Source organism: Lysobacter sp. A286, assembly GCF_054052105.1.
Map to the genome: position 1 here is coordinate 1,474,194 of NZ_JBSVRJ010000001.1, position 15,838 is coordinate 1,490,031.

General features: G+C 65.2%; 15 protein-coding genes. 3 read left to right on the top strand and 12 right to left on the bottom strand.

All coding sequences use genetic code 11. From position 1 onward, the window contains the following. The first annotated feature begins 26 nt into the window (after positions 1 to 26). The gene (locus ACW7G0_RS06785) at positions 27 to 2,252 is read left to right on the top strand and encodes a M3 family metallopeptidase (RefSeq protein WP_456988498.1); all 2,226 of its coding nucleotides are present in this window, start codon (positions 27 to 29) and stop codon (positions 2,250 to 2,252) included. A 66-nt stretch (positions 2,253 to 2,318) separates the two neighbouring features. On the opposite strand, the gene ACW7G0_RS06790 is transcribed toward ACW7G0_RS06785, so the two are convergent. The 4 genes from ACW7G0_RS06790 to ACW7G0_RS06805 form a co-directional block, all read right to left on the bottom strand. Continuing rightward, a complete protein-coding gene (locus ACW7G0_RS06790) occupies positions 2,319 to 3,167 on the bottom strand; it encodes a DUF3298 domain-containing protein (protein WP_456988499.1) in 849 nt (282 codons plus the stop codon). An 83-nt stretch (positions 3,168 to 3,250) separates the two neighbouring features. Next, positions 3,251 to 3,964, bottom strand: coding sequence for a pseudouridine synthase (locus ACW7G0_RS06795; RefSeq protein WP_456988501.1), 714 nt, complete (start codon positions 3,962 to 3,964; stop codon positions 3,251 to 3,253). A gap of 33 nt (positions 3,965 to 3,997) precedes the next feature. Next, on the bottom strand, positions 3,998 to 4,303 hold the full coding sequence (locus tag ACW7G0_RS06800; protein WP_456988503.1) for a GNAT family N-acetyltransferase: 306 nt from the start codon (positions 4,301 to 4,303) through the stop codon (positions 3,998 to 4,000). A 39-nt stretch (positions 4,304 to 4,342) separates the two neighbouring features. Then, a complete protein-coding gene (locus ACW7G0_RS06805) occupies positions 4,343 to 4,990 on the bottom strand; it encodes a histone H1-like repetitive region-containing protein (RefSeq protein WP_456988505.1) in 648 nt (215 codons plus the stop codon). Between the two features lie 298 nt (positions 4,991 to 5,288). On the opposite strand from ACW7G0_RS06805, the gene ACW7G0_RS06810 reads away from it, so the two are divergent. Then, entirely contained in the window at positions 5,289 to 5,462 is a 174-nt protein-coding gene (locus ACW7G0_RS06810; protein WP_456988507.1) for a hypothetical protein, read from the top strand. A gap of 4 nt (positions 5,463 to 5,466) precedes the next feature. Here the strand turns inward: ACW7G0_RS06810 and ACW7G0_RS06815 are convergent, their stop codons facing one another. Further along, entirely contained in the window at positions 5,467 to 6,072 is a 606-nt protein-coding gene (locus ACW7G0_RS06815; protein WP_456961346.1) for a rhomboid family intramembrane serine protease, read from the bottom strand. Positions 6,073 to 6,176: 104 nt separating this feature from the next. Between ACW7G0_RS06815 and ACW7G0_RS06820 the strand changes: the two genes are divergently transcribed. Beyond that, complete coding sequence (locus ACW7G0_RS06820) at positions 6,177 to 7,973, top strand: M14 family metallopeptidase (protein ID WP_456988509.1); 1,797 nt, start codon at positions 6,177 to 6,179, stop codon at positions 7,971 to 7,973. 25 nt (positions 7,974 to 7,998) lie between these two features. Here ACW7G0_RS06820 and ACW7G0_RS06825 read toward each other — a convergent pair whose 3' ends face one another. From ACW7G0_RS06825 to benC, 7 genes are all read right to left on the bottom strand, one after another. Further along, a complete protein-coding gene (locus ACW7G0_RS06825; RefSeq protein WP_456988511.1) occupies positions 7,999 to 10,191 on the bottom strand; it encodes a TonB-dependent receptor family protein in 2,193 nt (730 codons plus the stop codon). Between the two features lie 100 nt (positions 10,192 to 10,291). After that, positions 10,292 to 11,074: a 3-oxoadipate enol-lactonase gene (pcaD, locus tag ACW7G0_RS06830; protein ID WP_456989475.1), complete on the bottom strand. Its 783-nt coding sequence runs from the start codon at positions 11,072 to 11,074 to the stop codon at positions 10,292 to 10,294. A 17-nt stretch (positions 11,075 to 11,091) separates the two neighbouring features. Next, positions 11,092 to 12,300, bottom strand: a complete 1,209-nt coding sequence (gene pcaF / locus ACW7G0_RS06835) for a 3-oxoadipyl-CoA thiolase (protein ID WP_456988513.1) — start codon at positions 12,298 to 12,300, stop codon at positions 11,092 to 11,094. Continuing rightward, entirely contained in the window at positions 12,300 to 13,082 is a 783-nt protein-coding gene (locus ACW7G0_RS06840) for a CoA-transferase subunit beta (RefSeq protein WP_456988514.1), read from the bottom strand. Before ACW7G0_RS06840 ends, pcaF begins: the two co-directional genes overlap by 1 nt. Further along, on the bottom strand, positions 13,079 to 13,942 hold the full coding sequence (locus ACW7G0_RS06845) for a CoA transferase subunit A (protein ID WP_456988516.1): 864 nt from the start codon (positions 13,940 to 13,942) through the stop codon (positions 13,079 to 13,081). Before ACW7G0_RS06845 ends, ACW7G0_RS06840 begins: the two co-directional genes overlap by 4 nt. 38 nt (positions 13,943 to 13,980) lie before the next feature. Continuing rightward, on the bottom strand, positions 13,981 to 14,766 hold the full coding sequence (locus ACW7G0_RS06850) for a 1,6-dihydroxycyclohexa-2,4-diene-1-carboxylate dehydrogenase (RefSeq protein WP_456988518.1): 786 nt from the start codon (positions 14,764 to 14,766) through the stop codon (positions 13,981 to 13,983). Beyond that, positions 14,766 to 15,797: a benzoate 1,2-dioxygenase electron transfer component BenC gene (gene benC / locus ACW7G0_RS06855; RefSeq protein ID WP_456988520.1), complete on the bottom strand. Its 1,032-nt coding sequence runs from the start codon at positions 15,795 to 15,797 to the stop codon at positions 14,766 to 14,768. Before benC ends, ACW7G0_RS06850 begins: the two co-directional genes overlap by 1 nt. Positions 15,798 to 15,838 lie beyond the last annotated feature (41 nt).

Genomic DNA, 15,838 nt, shown 5'->3' on the forward strand with positions numbered 1-15,838 from the left:
GGTTCCCACTGACGAGGTTATGTCCGATGAAGCATCCACTTGCGCTGGCGTTGGCCATAGCGCTGACCGCCAGCTTGTCCGCCTGCGCACAATCTGAAGCTGCCAAGGGCGACGCCGCCCAGTCCGAATCCAAGGCCGATACCGCCGTGACCGACGCCAGCAACCCGTTCTTCACCGAAAGCGATTTGCCGCTGCACTACCCGCGCTTCGACAAGATCGATGACGCCGACTTCGGCCCCGGTTTCGATCGCGGCATGGCCGAGCATCTCAAGCAGATCGAGGCGATCGCCAGCAATAACGAAGCGCCCACGTTCGACAACACCATCATCGCGCTGGAGAAATCCGGCGACATCCTGCAGCGCACCGCGACCGCATTCTTCAGCCTGGTCGGTGTCGACACCAACGATGCACGCAAGGCGATCCAGGCCGAGTACGCGCCCAAGCTGTCGGCGCATCGCGACGCCATTTCGCTGAACCCCGAGCTGTTTGCCCGTGTCCAGAAGCTGTACGAAACCCGCGACAGCTTGGGCCTGGAGCCCGAGGGTGTGCGCCTGATCGAGCGTTATCACACCGATTTCGTCCGCGCCGGCGCCGAGTTGTCCGATGCCGACAAGACCCGCCTGAAGGAGATCAACTCCGAGTTGGCCGTGTTCGGCACCCAGTTCAACCAGAACGTGCTGGCCGAGGTGAATGACTCCGCCGTCGTTGTCGACAGCAAGGACAAACTCGCCGGGCTGACCGACGAGCAGATCGCCGCCGCCGCGGCTGCCGCCAAGGGTCGTGACCTGGAGGGCAAGTACCTCGTCGCCCTGCTCAACACCACGGGCCAGCCGCCGCTGGCACAGTTGGAAAACCGTGAGCTGCGCGAGCGCATTTTCAAGGCCTCGGTCGCACGTGGCAGCCGTGGCAACGAGTTCGACAACACCGGCATCGTCTCCAATGTCCTGAAGTTGCGCGCCGAGAAAGCGACGATGATGGGCTACCCCAATTACGCCGCTTACGTGCTGGCCGACGAGACCGCCAAGACCACCGAAGCGGTGAACGACATGCTTGGCAAGCTGGCACCAGCTGCGGTGGCCAACGCCAAGCGCGAAGGTGCTGCCATCCAGGCGATGATCGACAAGGAACAGACCGCCAAGGGCGAGCCGACCTTTGAGCTGCAGCCGTGGGATTGGGCGTACTACACCGAGAAGGTGCGCCAGGAGAAGTTCAACTTCGACGAGTCCCAGCTGAAGCCGTACTTCGAGATGAAGAACGTGCTCGAAAACGGCGTCTTCTATGCTGCCGGCGAGCTTTACGGACTGACCTTCAAGCAGCGCACCGACCTGCCGGTCTACAACCCGGATGTACTCGTGTACGACGTGTTCGAAGCTGACGGAACCCAGTTGGCGATCTTCCTGGCGGACATGTATGCACGCGACACCAAGCGTGGTGGTGCGTGGATGAACTCCTATGTCGACCAGTCCGAGCTGACCGGCGACCTGCCGGTGGTCGCCAACCACCTCAACATCACCAAGCCGATCAACGGTCCGACCCTGTTGACGTGGGATGAAGTCACCACCACGTTCCACGAGTTCGGCCACGCGCTGCATGGCATGTTCTCCGACGTGAAGTACCCGTACTTCAGCGGCACCAGCGTGCCGCGTGACTTTGTCGAGTTCCCGTCCCAGGTCAACGAGATGTGGTCCGACTGGCCGTCGGTGCTGGCCAACTACGCCAAGCACTACGAAACCGGTGAGGCGATGCCGCAGGAACTGCTGGACAAGGTGCTGGCGACCTCGAAGTTCAACCAGGGTTTCGCCACCACCGAGTATCTGGGTGCGGCAATGCTTGACCAGAGCTGGCATCAGATCGGTGCGGACAAGATCCCCGAGGCCGATGGCGTGATGGCGTTCGAAGCCGCTGCCCTGAAAGCCAACGGCACCGACTACGCGCCGGTTCCGCCGCGCTACAAGACCCCGTACTTCAGTCACATCATGGGGGGTTACGCCGCCGGCTATTACGCCTATATCTGGTCGGAAGTGCTGGACGCCAACACCGTGGAATACATCAAGAGCAACGGTGGCCTGACTCGCGAGAACGGCGACCATTTCCGCGAAACCCTGCTCTCGCAGGGTGGCAGCAAGGACGCGCTGCAGTTGTTCCGCGACTTCGTCGGCCATGAGCCGCAGATCCAGTCGCTGCTGGTACGTCGCGGCCTGGACGGCCCGGTATCGGATGACGCCGTGGTGCCAGACACACCGAAGCAGTAACGATCCGCTTGCATGACCAAGGCCGCCCGGCGCAATCCGGGCGGCTTTTTTTGTGATCGCAAAGGCTTAACGCGGGGCGCCGTCCTGGAACAACTGGCGGTATTGCGGTGCGACATGGGGCAGCAATACAGTCGCCGGTATCTCCACCGTCTGCACGCCGTCGGAATACGGCCCCACCTGATAGGGCGGGAAGACAAAACGCAGCGCAACCAGCTTGCCATCGGGACCGGCAACCGGTTCGAAATGCGCGAAATTCTCCGGATCCGCGGTGGTACCTTCATCGATCATCCCGCCTGCACTGCGCACCAGCTCGGCCCTTTGGCCAGACGGCAGCTCATCGGCATCGGCCCGTTGTGACAAGGCGGCATGCAGCTGTTCGCGCACTTGTCGGGAAACCGCCTGCCAACCTTCGGCGTCCGGAATCAACCGTGCCGCCGTCAGTCGCTCAGCCTGGTCGGGCAACCACACGAATCGCTCCAGCAACGGCACACCGTGGGCGCCACCGGTATAACTGCTGCCATCCGCGGCGTAGGCAACCAATCCGGGACTGTCCAGCACCTCGGTAAAACCGAGCGACAGATCGTAGATCGCACTGCTGTCCTGGGGACGCGACGCCACCGCCTGCAGCAACTGCGTGCGGGCCGCCTCCGCGTAAGCCTTGAGCAGTGCCGCCAGCTCGGGGTAATTACCGGCCGACGACGGATAGCTGATACCGATGATGTAGTCCCCGGTCGACTCCATCACGTCCTCAAGCGCCACGTCTGCCGCCGGCGCGCCCACCGCGGGTGTCGAGGCGATGTCCGGACCCGCCGTGGGATCCGTCACTCCGGTTGGCGATTGCGGCGAACGCTCGCAGGCCACGAGCGAGGCCAGCAACGCGACCGCGAAAACACCATTGATCCTGATTTGTCGCATGAAGTTGGCCCCTCCTGATTGGACGGAACCTTAACGCCATTCATGTGACGCCCGGATGCAGACGGGATAAAGCGAACGTATCGTTACCAGTCAGTGCGTTGCGGCAGCAGTCCGTGCAGTTCGGCATCGGTGAGGTTGCGCCATTGGCCGGTTTTCATCCGCCCCAGCTTGACGTTGCCGATGCGCACGCGGATCAACTGCTTGACCCGGAACTTGAAGTACGCCGCCATCAGCCGGATCTGCCGGTTCAAGCCCTGTACCAGCACGATTCGGAAGCCGAACCGGCCCAGCTTGCTGGTCTTGCAGGGCAACGTCGTTTGACCGTGGATCGGCACGCCCTTGGCCATGGCGCGCAGGAATTCGGCGGTCACCTCATGGTTGACCGCGACCAGGTATTCCTTCTCAAGCTTGTTTTCGGCGCGCAGGATCTCGTTGACGATATCGCCATTGCTGGTCAACAGGATCAGGCCCTCGGAATCCTTGTCGAGACGACCAATCGGGAAAACCCGGCGTTCGTGGCCAACGAAGTCCACGATATTGCCGTCCACTGCGGATTCGGTCGTACAGGTGATGCCAACGGGCTTGTTGAGCAGGAGATAAACGTGCTTTCGCTGCCCCTTGGGGACCGCGCGGACGCGCAGCGCCTGGCCGTCGACCCTGACTTCGTCACCCTCGCCCACCTCGGAGCCAACCCTGCCGCGCAATCCGTTGACCGTGACCCGCCCTTCGGCGATCAGGCGATCAGCTTCGCGGCGCGAGCAGAAACCGCTCTCGCTGATGTGTTTGTTCAGACGCATGGTGGGTTGCACAGGGTTTGGCGGCCGGCCAGTCTACGCCAACAGCAGGCGGTACTCGGGGTGGCGTTTGACCCACGCGGCGGCGTAGGCGCAGTCCGGACGTACCTTCAGGCCCTCGCTGCGGGCGTGTTCGAACGCCTTCAAGGTCAGTTTTCCGGCGATGCCCCGCCCGCCTATCGCCTCGGGTACGCCGGTGTGGGTGAGCACCATCAAGTCGTCGCGGCGCTGGTAGTCGAGCACCCCATCGACGCCATCAACGGTGGTGACAAAGCGTGAACCGGCGACGTCATGGCGAACCACCACCGTCGGCATATCGGGACTGGGACTGGAAACGGACATGTCTGTGCTACCCACTGGATGAAAATGCTCCGGCATGCGTCAACGGTTGTCGCGTTTGCCCTGATTGTGTCGATCATGCGTGCTGACGCTGCCCTGGATGGCGGACATCCGACTCTCGCCCGCGTGCAGCTCTTCGGCGCGGTCCGCGGCGGCGGGTGACTGGAAACCCACGCCTGGCTGATGTTCGTGCTCCGGGTCCAGCGCCTGCCACGGCTGTGGCTCGCGGTCGCGTGCCTGTTTGGCCTCAAGCAGTTCGCGGGTATTGGCAAGCGCCCGTTCGGGAGTGATCCGGCGTCGCTTGGCGCTTTTCTTTGCTGTCGCTGTTTTGGCTGGCAATTTCTTCGCCACGGCCTTCCTGGCCACTGGCTTCTTCGCGGCGGTCTTTTTCGTGGCCGTCTTTTTCGTGGCCGTCTTTTTCGTGGCCGTCTTTTTCGTGGTTGTCTTCTTCGCGGCTGTTTTCTTCGTCGGCATTTTCTTCACCGCAGCCTTCTTCACCGCAGCCTTCTTCACTGCCGCCTTCTTCACTGCCACCTTCTTCACTGCTGCTTTCTTCACAGCCGGTTTCTTCGGAGCGGCTTTTTTCACGGCCGCTTTTTTCACGGCTGCCTTCTTTGCAGCCGGTTTCTTTACCGCGGTCTTCTTCGTTGCCACCTTGCTAGTGGCCTTTCGCGCTGAGGTCGTGGCCATACAGTCCTCCATCGAGATAGTCGAGGGGCGCGCCAACGAAGGTTCCGGTGCGCGCCGTCACGTCACGCTGTGATGTGACGGCTGATCGATACCATGGATTGTATTTATACGGAGTGAGCATCGACCGCCGACGGCAACGCCGGCACCTTCACGGCCGAGTGTGACGCAGAAGGTCATTTCACCGTGTCACACATCACTGGATCCTCCTGACCGCGCTGATGGCATGGAACCTGCGTTTCTCTTGGGTACAAGGTTCCGATCACCGGAAACCTGATGCGGCCACTTCACGGAGATAGCCATGGATGTCCTGAGCCCCGCCACGAGTGCTGCCTGCAGCGACGATGCACTGGTCGCCCGGCTCTACGAACTGGGCGACAACGACGACAGCGGTGAACTCGCCCGCGTCGACGCGCTGGTTTACGAGCGCCTGTTGCAGACCTATGGCAATGACGGCGAGGCCACTGCCGGCTGAGGCATCAACCGAACGACGGGCTCATCAGTCGCTCGAGAAAGTAAGGGCCGATTCGCGGCTCCATGAACAGCATGAACAACACGCCGTAGATCGCGCCGGACAAATGCGCGCTGTGGTTGGTGCGGCCGCCACCCTGGCGATCCATCCAGTACGAATAGCCGACGAAGAACACGCCGTAGACAATGGCGGGCACCGGCAGGAAAAACACGAAGATCAGCGACCACGGCTGCACCAGGATGAAGGCGAACAACACCGCCGATACCGCGCCCGAGGCCCCCAGGCTGCGATAGTGCGCGTCGTTGCGGTGCTGCAGGTAGGTCGGCAGGATCGCAATCACGATCGCCGACAGATAAAACAGCAGGAAGCCCAGTGGGCCGATCATCTCGACGATCAAACGCTCGGTCGCCCGCCCAAAAAAGAACAGGGTGATCATGTTGAACAGCAGGTGCTGCCAGTCCGCGTGGATGAAGCCGTGGGTCAGCAGCCGGTCGTACTGCTTCTGGCGATCAATCGCCGGCGGCCACAGGATCAGGCGATCAAGCAGGCGCGGACGGTCAAACGCCAGCCAGGAAACCAGCACGGTTACTGCGATCAGGATGAGGGTCAGCATGGGTCAGGCAATCCTGCTTGAGTCTTTTTGGCGAAGGGGCAAGGCTAACCGACTCGCCACGGTCGCGGGGTAACATTGACCGATCCAAGACACGAAGCCTGCCGATGACCCGCTCCCGCGAACTCCGTCCCGCCCTGTTTTGCCTGCTGTTGGCCGCCGCCCTTCCTGCCTTCGCCCAGCAAACATCTTTGACCACCGCGCAGTTGACCACGGTGTCCGAACGCAGCGGCTTCATCCAGACCGGACGCTATGCGGAGGTGCTGGAACTGTGCGATGCGTTCGCCGCGCAGTATCCGGAGGCCGTGCGCTGCGAGACCTTCGGCACCACGCCGGAAGGTCGGCCGATGAAGCTGCTGGTGGTGTCGCAGAGCGGCGCGTTCTCCGCCGAGGCGGCGCGCGACCAGAGCCTGCCCGTGACCTTGATCCAGGGCGGCATCCACGCCGGCGAGATCGATGGCAAGGACGCCGGCTTCCTGGCCCTGCGCGAGATGCTCGACGGTGAAATCGCCCCCGGTGTACTGAAGCAGCAGGTGTTCCTGTTCGTGCCGGTGTTCAACGTCGATGGTCATGAGCGATTCGGTGCATGGAACCGCCCCAACCAACGCGGGCCCGAGCAGATGGGCTGGCGCACCACCGCGCAGAACTACAACCTCAATCGCGGCTATGTGAAAGCCGACGCGCCGGAGATGCAGGCGATGCTGGCGTTGATCAACCAGTGGGACCCGCTGGTGTATGTCGACCTGCACGTCACAAACGGCGCGAAGTTCCAGCACGACGTGTCGATCCAGGTGGAGCCGGTCAACAGTGGCGACCAGGCACTGCGCAAGGCCGGCAGTGCGCTGCGCCAGGGCACCATCGATTATCTCGCCGACCATGGCGCAATGCCGCTGCCGTTCTATCCCTCGTTCGTGGAAGAAGACAACCCGGCCTCCGGCTTTGTCGACGGCGTTGCCACCCCGAGGTTCTCGCAGGGTTACATGCGCCTGCGCAACCGTCTCGGGATGCTGGTCGAGACCCACTCCTGGAAGGACTATCCGCACCGGGTAAAGACCACCCATGACGCGATCATCGCGGTGCTGCAACAGGTCGCCCAACACGGCGGGCAGTGGCAACAGTTGGCCAGCGCCGCCGACACACGCGCGCTTGCGCTGGCTGGTGATCCGGTACCGCTCACCTTCGATGCCACCGCCAACTGCCACACCATCAATTTCGAGGGTTACGCCTTTACCCGCACGCCGTCGGAGATCTCCGGGGCGACCATGACCCGCTACGACGAGAACCAGCCGGAGACCTGGAAAGTCCCGTTATGCGACGAGCTCCGTCCCGCACTGGTGGTCAATGCGCCCAAGGGGGGCTACCTGGTACCGGCCGCCCATGCCGGCTGGGTCGCCAAACGGCTCGACCGGCACGACATCGACTACCGCCGGCTTGAACAAGGCTTGCCGAATGCGAAAGTCGAAACCTTCCGCGCACAGGCGACCAAGTTCGGTGAGTCATCCTATGAAGGCCATCAGCGTCTTGACCTCGAGGGGCAATGGCAGCCGGAGACGCGCGATGTCAACGCCGGTGCCTTGCTGGTGCCCATCACCCAGCCCAAGGCGCGACTGGTGATGCACATCCTGGAGCCGCAGGCGCCGGACTCGCTGGCCGCATGGGGCGAGTTCAACAATGCCTTCGAGCGCAAGGAATACATGGAGCCCTATGTCGCCGAACAGGTCGCCCGCGAGATGCTCGCAGCGGACCCGGAGTTGAAGGCCGTGTTTGAGCAGCGCCTGCGCGAGGATGCCGAGTTCGCCGCCAACCCGCGTGCCCGGCTGGACTTCTTCTACCGCCGCCACTCCTCGTGGGACCAGCGCTACAACCTCTATCCCGTGATGCGCATCGACACCTTGCCCCGGTAACGCCGGGGCCGCCGGCGCGGCCTGGTCAGTCGAACGACCAGGTCACGTCCAGGCCAAGCATCCAGTTGCGTCCGGGTGATGGCTCGTAATAGCGCCCGCCACCGGCGTTGACGATCACCGAACCGATGATGTCCCGGTCGAACAGGTTGTTGACCCGGGCAAAGCCTCGCCAGTCGAAGCCACCCAGTTGGAATCGGCGCTCGGCGGCCAGGGCGAAGCTGGCATAGGCCGGAGCAAATTCGCTGTTGTCGTCATTGACATAGACGCGATCCACGAACTGACCGTCCAGCATGACATCGATGGCCTCCTGCGGACTCCAGCGCAATTCGGCCCAGGCGACATGCCGCGCCAGTCCCGGGATATGCCGTCCGCCCTGGATCAGCAGCTCATCGCGCGCATCACCGGGCGCGCAAGGCGGCGTGGCGCAAACAGCGAAATCACTCAGATAGCGTGCGTCGAGGAATGTGTAGGCCGAGGAAAAATGCCAGCGTGGGGAGATCTCTCCCGACAACGCCAACTCTACCCCGCGACGGCGCGTAAGGCCGGCGTTGTCGTACACGCTGCGTCCGCCCAGGTTGGCCACCACGACCAGCTCGTCCCGGGTACGGCTGACAAACGCGGCAGCGGAATATTGCAGTCGGTCCCGGCGCGCGCGCAGGCCGATCTCGTAGTTGTGGCTACGCGCCGGTGCCAGGGTATCGTTCAAGCCGCTCAACCCGTCACTGCGGTATGCCAACTCCGAATAGGTTGGCGTCTCGAAGCCGCCACCGGCATTGGCGTACAGGCTCATCCACGGGGTGGCGCGATAGAGCACACCGGCGACGGGTGAAGTCCGCGAGTAGGACAACGCGCCGCTGTCATCGGGGTTGATGTCGGTGATGAAGCGATCGCTTGATCGGAACCGCACCTGGCTGCGGCGCGCGCCCACGTTGATCCGCCAGCGGTCCGCCGGCTCCCAGTTCGCTTGCAGGTAGACGTCGCGTCCGGACACCTGGTTGATCTCGTCACGGCGTAGCGCCCCGATCACACCTAGCTGGTCGCCGGCGAAGTTCTCATAGCCTCGACGGTGCTCCTCGGAAACCTCGTACTCGACCCCCGAGGTCAACGAGAACGGCCGTTCCCATAACTCGGTCGTCCAGCGCCAGCGCGCATCGATGCCGTGATAGTCCCGGTCCAGGTCGATCACGCCACCGTTGTGCAAGGGTGTATTTCGCTGGACCGCGGCAGGGACCGACAACATCTGCCCGGTCGCCCGATTGCCGCCATAGGCGGTCACCGCCAACTCATGGTCCGATGAGATCGGCTGCACCACATGCGCACCAAACTGGCTCTGGCGTACCGACTTGTCGACGTCATAAGCCAGCGCGCCGTCGCTGGCGGCGCGCCGGTCTCCCTGCAACTGCTGCGCGGTCAGACCCTGCGGGTCGTCCGCCTGCAGGTCCAGGCCATTGAACAACACCGTGTAGCGTCCGCCATCACCATACGTCCCCTTCAGCAGCGCCTGGCCGCTACGCCGGCGCGCGGCGCTGTGGTGACGATAGCCTTGATCCTCGACATCGACCAGGTCGACCAGGAAGCTGCCCTGCTCGTCTCGGCCCCAAGGCGTGTGGAACGACAGTGCCGAGCGCCGCAGTCCGTCTTCCCCGGCAACCATGCCTGCGCGTAGCAGCGGGTTCGCCGGTGCGTCTGCGGTGAACAGCGAGATGACACCACCGGACGCGTTGCCATACAGGGCCGAGAAAGGTCCACGCAGCACCTCGATACGTTGCGCCGACTCCAACGGGAAGTGCGACACCTGCCCCTGACCGTCGGGCATCGTGGCCGGAATGCCATCGGTGTACAGGCGTATGCCGCGCACGCCGAAGGCGGCACGCGCACCAAAGCCCCGGATCGATATCTGCAGATCCTGGGCGTAGTTCTGGCGGTCGCGGGCGACCACGCCGGGCACTCGCTGCAAGGTTTCCGACAGGTCGATTTTCGGTTGCGCACGCTGGATCTCATCGGCACTGATGACGTCGATCGCCGCGGGCACCACCAGAGCGTCCACCGGGATGCGGGTGGCGGTGACCACCACAGGAGCCAATTGCGTATCACCCCCCGACGATGGCGGCGGCGAGGATGATTGCGATTGCGCAATCCCCGGCACCAGCAGGAGTGCGAGCCAATGCAGTCGCAGGCGACGCCTGCAAAGTGCCGACGGATAGTACTTGTTGCTCATAAGTCGAATCTCAATGTCGTGGTGCTTTCCAGCAGGCATCCGCCAAGGGTATCTGATCCACCCGGGCCGCCAGTACGCACAGCGCCACCGCGGTTAATGGCTATGGCAACAGGAAGCCGGTCAGCGCCTGGTTGAAGGTATCGGGGGACTCCAGGTTGCAGATATGGCGCCCCTCGATTTCGGCGTAGCGGCCATCGGCAACCCGGTGGGCGATGGCCTGCAGGTCGGCCGGCGTGGTCACCGGATCCTGGTTGCCGGCCAGCGCCAGCACCGGCGTCGCGGCGCCCGCCAGCGTGTCGCGGAAATCGGCGCCGATCAGCGCATGGCAGCAACCGGCGTAGCCCTCTACCGGGATCTGCCGCAAGCGCTCCAGCGTCTGCTCGACCGCCTCCGGTTCGGCTGCGGCGAACGCCGGCGTGAACCAGCGGCTGACCGTGCCTTCGGCGATCGACTCCATGCCGTTCGCCCGAACCTGGTCGATGCGCGCCAGCCAGCCGTCTTCGGTGCCGATCTTGCCGGCGGTGCTGCACAGCACCAGCCGATCGAGCCGTTCCGGGGCGTTGACCGCCAGCCATTGCCCGACCAGCCCGCCGATCGACAGGCCGCAGTAATGGGTGCGCTCGATGCCCAGCGCATCGAGCAGCCCGAGCACGTCGCGGCCGAGGTCGTCGATCGAATACGGCGCGGGCGGGACGGCCGAACGGCCGTGGCCGCGACGGTCGTAGCGCAGGATGCGGAAATGCTCGCCCAGCGCCTCGATCTGCCGGTCCCACATCGTCAGGTCGGTGCCCAGCGAATTGCAGAACGTCAGCCACGGGCCGTCGGCGCGGCCGTCGACGCGGTAATGCAGACGGACGCCGTTGACGGTGGCGAAGGTTTCGATGTGTTTCACCGGCCTTCTCACACCCGCTCGATGGCCAGGGCGATGCCCTGCCCGACGCCGATGCACATCGTCGCCAGGCCGCGCTTGCCGCCGCTGGCTTCCAGCTGACGCAGCAGGGTCAGCGCCAGACGCGCGCCGCTCATGCCCAGCGGATGGCCGAGCGCGATCGCGCCGCCGTTGGCGTTGACGTGGGCGGCATCGTCGGCGAGCCCGAACTGTCGCAGGCACGCAAGCCCTTGCGCGGCGAATGCCTCGTTGAGCTCGATCGCATCGAAGTCGTGGATGGTCAGGCCCAGGCGCGCCAGCAGTTTCTGCGTGGCAGGCACCGGGCCGGTGCCCATCACGCCGGGCAGCACGCCGGCGGTGGCCATGCCCAGCACCCGTGCGCGCGGGGTCAGGCCATGGCGCTGCGCCGCCGCGGCCGAGGCCAGCAGCAGCGCCGCGGCACCGTCGTTGATGCCCGAGGCATTGCCGGCGGTGACGGTGCCGGGGCTGGCGAAAATCGCCTTCAGCTTGGCCAGCGCCTCGGCACTGGTGTCGGCGCGCGGATGCTCGTCCTCGTCGACCTGCACGGTCTCGCCGCGCTTGCGGCCGGGCACCGTCACCGGCACCAGCTCGCCGTCGTAGAAGCCGGCCGCCTTGGCTACGGCGTAACGCTGCTGGCTGCGCAGCGCGAACGCATCCTGATCCTCGCGCGAGATGCCGTACTGCATGGCCACGTTCTCGGCGGTCTGGCCCATCGACTCGACGCCATACAGCGCCTCAAGCGCCGGATTGACGAAGCGCCAGCCCATCGTGGTGTCTTCGAGGAGCTGATTGCGGGCGAACGGCGACGCTGCCTTGCCCATCACGAACGGCGCGCGCGACATCGACTCGACACCACCGGCGATCGCCAGTTCCAGCTCGCCACTGGCAATGCCGCGAGCGGCGGTACCCACCGCGTCCAGACCGGAGCCGCACAGGCGATTGAGGGTCACGCCCGGTACGTCGCTCGGAAACCCGGCCAGCAGCAGGCTCATGCGCGCGACGTTGCGGTTGTCCTCACCGGCCTGGTTGGCGCAGCCGAGGAACACGTCGTCGATCAGTGTCGGATCCAGCGCCGGGTTGCGCGCCAGCAATTCTTTCAGCGGCACCGCGCCGAGGTCGTCGGCGCGGATGCCGGCGAGCGCGCCACCGTAGCGGCCGATCGGCGTGCGGATGCCGTCGACGATGAATGCGTCAGTCATCACTCTCCTCCTTCCTGCTTGCCGTGGGCGGCATCGGTGCGGGCCTGCAGCTCGCGCAGCGTCGCCAACACCGAAGCTTCCGGCGGCACGGTTTCGCTCACGTTGTCGGCGAACTGGATCGGCCAGCCGGTGGCTTCGACGATCTGCTCGCGACTGACACCGGGATGGATCGAGACCACGGTCAGCTCGCGCGTCACCGGGTCCGGCTCCATCACGCACAGGTCGGTGACCACGACTTGCGGGCCCTTGCCCGGCAGACCGGCCCGTTGGCGCGCATCACCGCCGTCCATATGACCGACGCTGGTGACGAAGTCGAGCGTGTCGACGAAGGCGCGCTTCGACTGGCGGATGATGATGAACACTTCTTTGGCCGAGCCGGCGATTTCCGGCGCGCCACCGGCGCCGGGCAGGCGCGTCTTCGGGGCGTCGTAGGGGCCGATCACGGTGGTGTTGAGGTTGGCGAAACGGTCGATCTGCGCCGCGCCTAGAAAGCCCACGTCCACCCGCCCGCCCTGCAGCCAGTAGCGGAAAATTTCCGGGGTCGAGACCACGGTGTCGGCGGTCTCGGCCAATTCGCCATCGCCGATGGACAGCGGCAGCACGGTCGGCTTGGCACCGATCGGGCCGGATTCGTAGATCAGGGTGGCGTCCGGGGCATGCGTCAGCCGCGCCAGGTTGGCGGCGGTGGACGGCAGGCCAATGCCGACGAAGCAGACCGCGCCATCGCGCAGGCGGCGGGCGGCAGCGACGGTCATCATTTCATTGGTGGTGTAGGTGCTCATGCGCTCGCCTCCTGTTGGCTTTCGGCATGGACGCGCAGGAAGCCCTCGAAGTCTTCGGTGTCCAGGATGTGGCGCTGGATCCAGGCGGTGAACGCCTCGCGGCTGCGGGCGATCGGATCCCAGGCCAGGTAGAAGCGATTGTCGCGCTCGTAGTAGCCATGCGCATAGGACGGAGTGGCCCCGCGCGGCACGTGGCACACGGCGCTCACCACCCAGCGCGGCAGGATGCAGGCGTTGGCCGGAGCGTCCAGCTTGTCGACGATCTCCTCGACGGTGACGATCACCTTCTTCGCCGCCAGCGCGGCCTCCTTCTGCACGCCAAGGATGCCCCACAGCAGCACGTTGCCCTGGCGGTCGGCCTGCTGGGCGTGGATCACGGTGACATCGGGCCGCACGGCCGGCGTGGTGGCCAGCGTCTCGCCGGTGTACGGGCAATCGATGAACTTGATGCTGTCGTTGACCTTGGGCAGATCCGAGCCGATGTAGCCGCGCAGCACCGCGAACGGCAGCCCGGACGCGCCGGCGACGTAGGCGTTGGCCATGTCGGCATGGCTGTGCTCGCGGATGGCGAGCTTGTGCGGCCAGCCCTTCTCCACCGCATCGCGCAGGCGGTGCAGCGAGCCGACGCCGGGATTGCCGCCCCAGGAAAAGCGCAGCGACGTCGCGCAACCGGCGCCGATCAATTGGTCGTAGATCAGGTCCGGGGTCATGCGCACCAGCGCGAGGTCGCGCTTGCCCTGACGGATGACCTCGTGGCCGGCCGCATGCGGAATCAGGTGGGTGAAGCCTTCCATCGCCACGGTGTCGCCATCGTGGATCAGGCCGGAGACGGCTTCTCGCAGTGAACAGATGTCAGCCATGGATATCCTTCATGTCGCTGTGGAGGGCCGGCTTGCGCTCAACCCTGGTCGCCGCCGCCAACGGGCAGCACGGTTCCGGTGATGTAGGAGGCCTCGTCGGAGGCGAGGAACAGGATCGCCGCGGCCTGCTCGGCCAGTGTGCCGTAGCGCTTCATCAGCGTGCTGTCGGTGGTCTGTTCGACGATGGCCTGGTACCACCGTGCTTCCTGCGCGGTGGGCGATTCTGTGTTGCGCGGCACCTTGCGTAGCGGCGCTTCGGTGCCGCCGGGCGCGACTGCGTTGACGCGCACGCCACGGCCGCCGCACTCGAACGCGAGCGAAGCGGTCAGCGCGTTCACGCCGCCCTTGGCCGCGGCGTATGGCACGCGGTGGATGCTGCGGGTGGCGATGGAGGACACGTTGACGATGGCGCCGGCGCCCTGCTCCAGCATCTGCGGCAGCGCGGCGCGACAGCACCACAGGGTGGGAAACAGCGAACGGCGGATCTCCGCCTCGATCTGCTCTTCACCGTAGTGCTCGAACGGGCGCGCCCAGATGGTGCCGCCGACGTTGTTGACCAGCACATCGATGCGGCCGTACCGGGCGATCGCCAGCGCCATCACCGCCTGCGCGCCGGCCCAGGTTTCCAGGTCGGCGTGGATGCCCTCGCAGTCGGCGCCCAGCGCGCACGCTTCGGCCACCACCTCATCGAGGAAGTCGGCCCGGTCGGCCAGCACCAGGCGGCCGCCCTCACGGGCGATGTCCAGCGCGACCTCGCGGCCAATGCCCTGGGCCGCGCCGGTGACCACCACCGACTTGCCGGTGAAACGGTCGGCGCGGGCCATCACGCAGCCTCCTTCAGGCCCGGCGTGCTGGGCGTGAACTTCTCGTAGTGGAAGCTGGCCGGGGTGACGCCCAGTTCGCCGAGGTGGCGGCGCACCGCATCGACCATCGGCGGCGGCCCGCACAGGTACACGTCGACCTCGCCGCCATGCAGCGCATCGGCCGGCAGGTGGTGGGTGACGAAGCCCTTGCGCGCATGCGTGGACGCCTCGTCCGCGACGATGGTGGCGAACGCGAAGTCGGGCAGGCGCTGCGCATAGGCTTGCAGTTGTTCCACCAGCACCAGATCTTCGTCGCGGGTGACCGCGTAGAGCAGCTGCACCGGCTGGGTGTTGTCCTGCACCGCCAACACTTCCAGCATCGACAGGAACGGCGCCAGCCCGGTGCCGCCAGCGAGCAGCAGCAACGGCCGCTTGACCTCGCGCAGGTAGAAGCTGCCCAGCGGGCCAGTCAACGACACGGTCTGGCCTATGGCCGCTTCAGTGAGGTAGCCGGTCATCAGGCCGCCCGGCACCTGCTTGACCAGGAACGACAGCCGGCGTGCGCCCGGGGCCGAACTGAAGGAGTACGAACGAGTCTGTTCGCTTCCCGGCACGGCGATATTGACGTACTGGCCCGGCAGGAACACCGGCGCCTCGGCGCCGTCGGCGATCTCGAATGCCGCTTCCAGTGCCGCGTCCTGATGCGGGGTGATCGCCACCAGCGTCGCCTCGAACGTCGCCGTGCCGGTCTTGCACGCAGTCGACGGCAACGGCACCGATATCACGCAGTCCGACGACGGCACCATCTGGCAGGTCAGTACCAGGCCCTCGGCGGCCTCGTCCTCGGTCAGCGCGTCCTCGATGTAGTCGTCGCCGAGGTCGTAGCGACCCTGCTCGGCGCGGCACTTGCAGGTGCCGCAGACGCCATCGGAACAGTCCATCGGCAGGTTGATGCGCTGCCGGTAGGCGGCATCCAGCACCGTCTCATTGGCGCGGCAATCGATGAAACGGGTGACGCCGTCCTCGAAACTCAGGGCAATGCGATGACTCATGGATTTACCTCGCAGATGCGGCAGGCGGCCAGCTCAAATTC

Coding starts and splice junctions, on each gene's coding strand:
- ACW7G0_RS06790 (WP_456988499.1), bottom strand. CDS start 3,167: ATGCGACAAATCAGGATCAATGGTGTTTTCGCGGTCGCGTTGCTGGCC.
- ACW7G0_RS06840 (WP_456988514.1), bottom strand. CDS start 13,082: ATGAGCACCTACACCACCAATGAAATGATGACCGTCGCTGCCGCCCGC.
- ACW7G0_RS06825 (WP_456988511.1), bottom strand. CDS start 10,191: ATGAGCAACAAGTACTATCCGTCGGCACTTTGCAGGCGTCGCCTGCGA.
- ACW7G0_RS06810 (WP_456988507.1), top strand. CDS start 5,289: ATGGATGTCCTGAGCCCCGCCACGAGTGCTGCCTGCAGCGACGATGCA.
- ACW7G0_RS06805 (WP_456988505.1), bottom strand. CDS start 4,990: ATGGCCACGACCTCAGCGCGAAAGGCCACTAGCAAGGTGGCAACGAAG.
- benC (WP_456988520.1), bottom strand. CDS start 15,797: ATGAGTCATCGCATTGCCCTGAGTTTCGAGGACGGCGTCACCCGTTTC.
- ACW7G0_RS06845 (WP_456988516.1), bottom strand. CDS start 13,942: ATGGCTGACATCTGTTCACTGCGAGAAGCCGTCTCCGGCCTGATCCAC.
- ACW7G0_RS06815 (WP_456961346.1), bottom strand. CDS start 6,072: ATGCTGACCCTCATCCTGATCGCAGTAACCGTGCTGGTTTCCTGGCTG.
- pcaF (WP_456988513.1), bottom strand. CDS start 12,300: ATGACTGACGCATTCATCGTCGACGGCATCCGCACGCCGATCGGCCGC.
- ACW7G0_RS06850 (WP_456988518.1), bottom strand. CDS start 14,766: ATGGCCCGCGCCGACCGTTTCACCGGCAAGTCGGTGGTGGTCACCGGC.
- ACW7G0_RS06820 (WP_456988509.1), top strand. CDS start 6,177: ATGACCCGCTCCCGCGAACTCCGTCCCGCCCTGTTTTGCCTGCTGTTG.
- ACW7G0_RS06795 (WP_456988501.1), bottom strand. CDS start 3,964: ATGCGTCTGAACAAACACATCAGCGAGAGCGGTTTCTGCTCGCGCCGC.
- ACW7G0_RS06800 (WP_456988503.1), bottom strand. CDS start 4,303: ATGTCCGTTTCCAGTCCCAGTCCCGATATGCCGACGGTGGTGGTTCGC.
- ACW7G0_RS06785 (WP_456988498.1), top strand. CDS start 27: ATGAAGCATCCACTTGCGCTGGCGTTGGCCATAGCGCTGACCGCCAGC.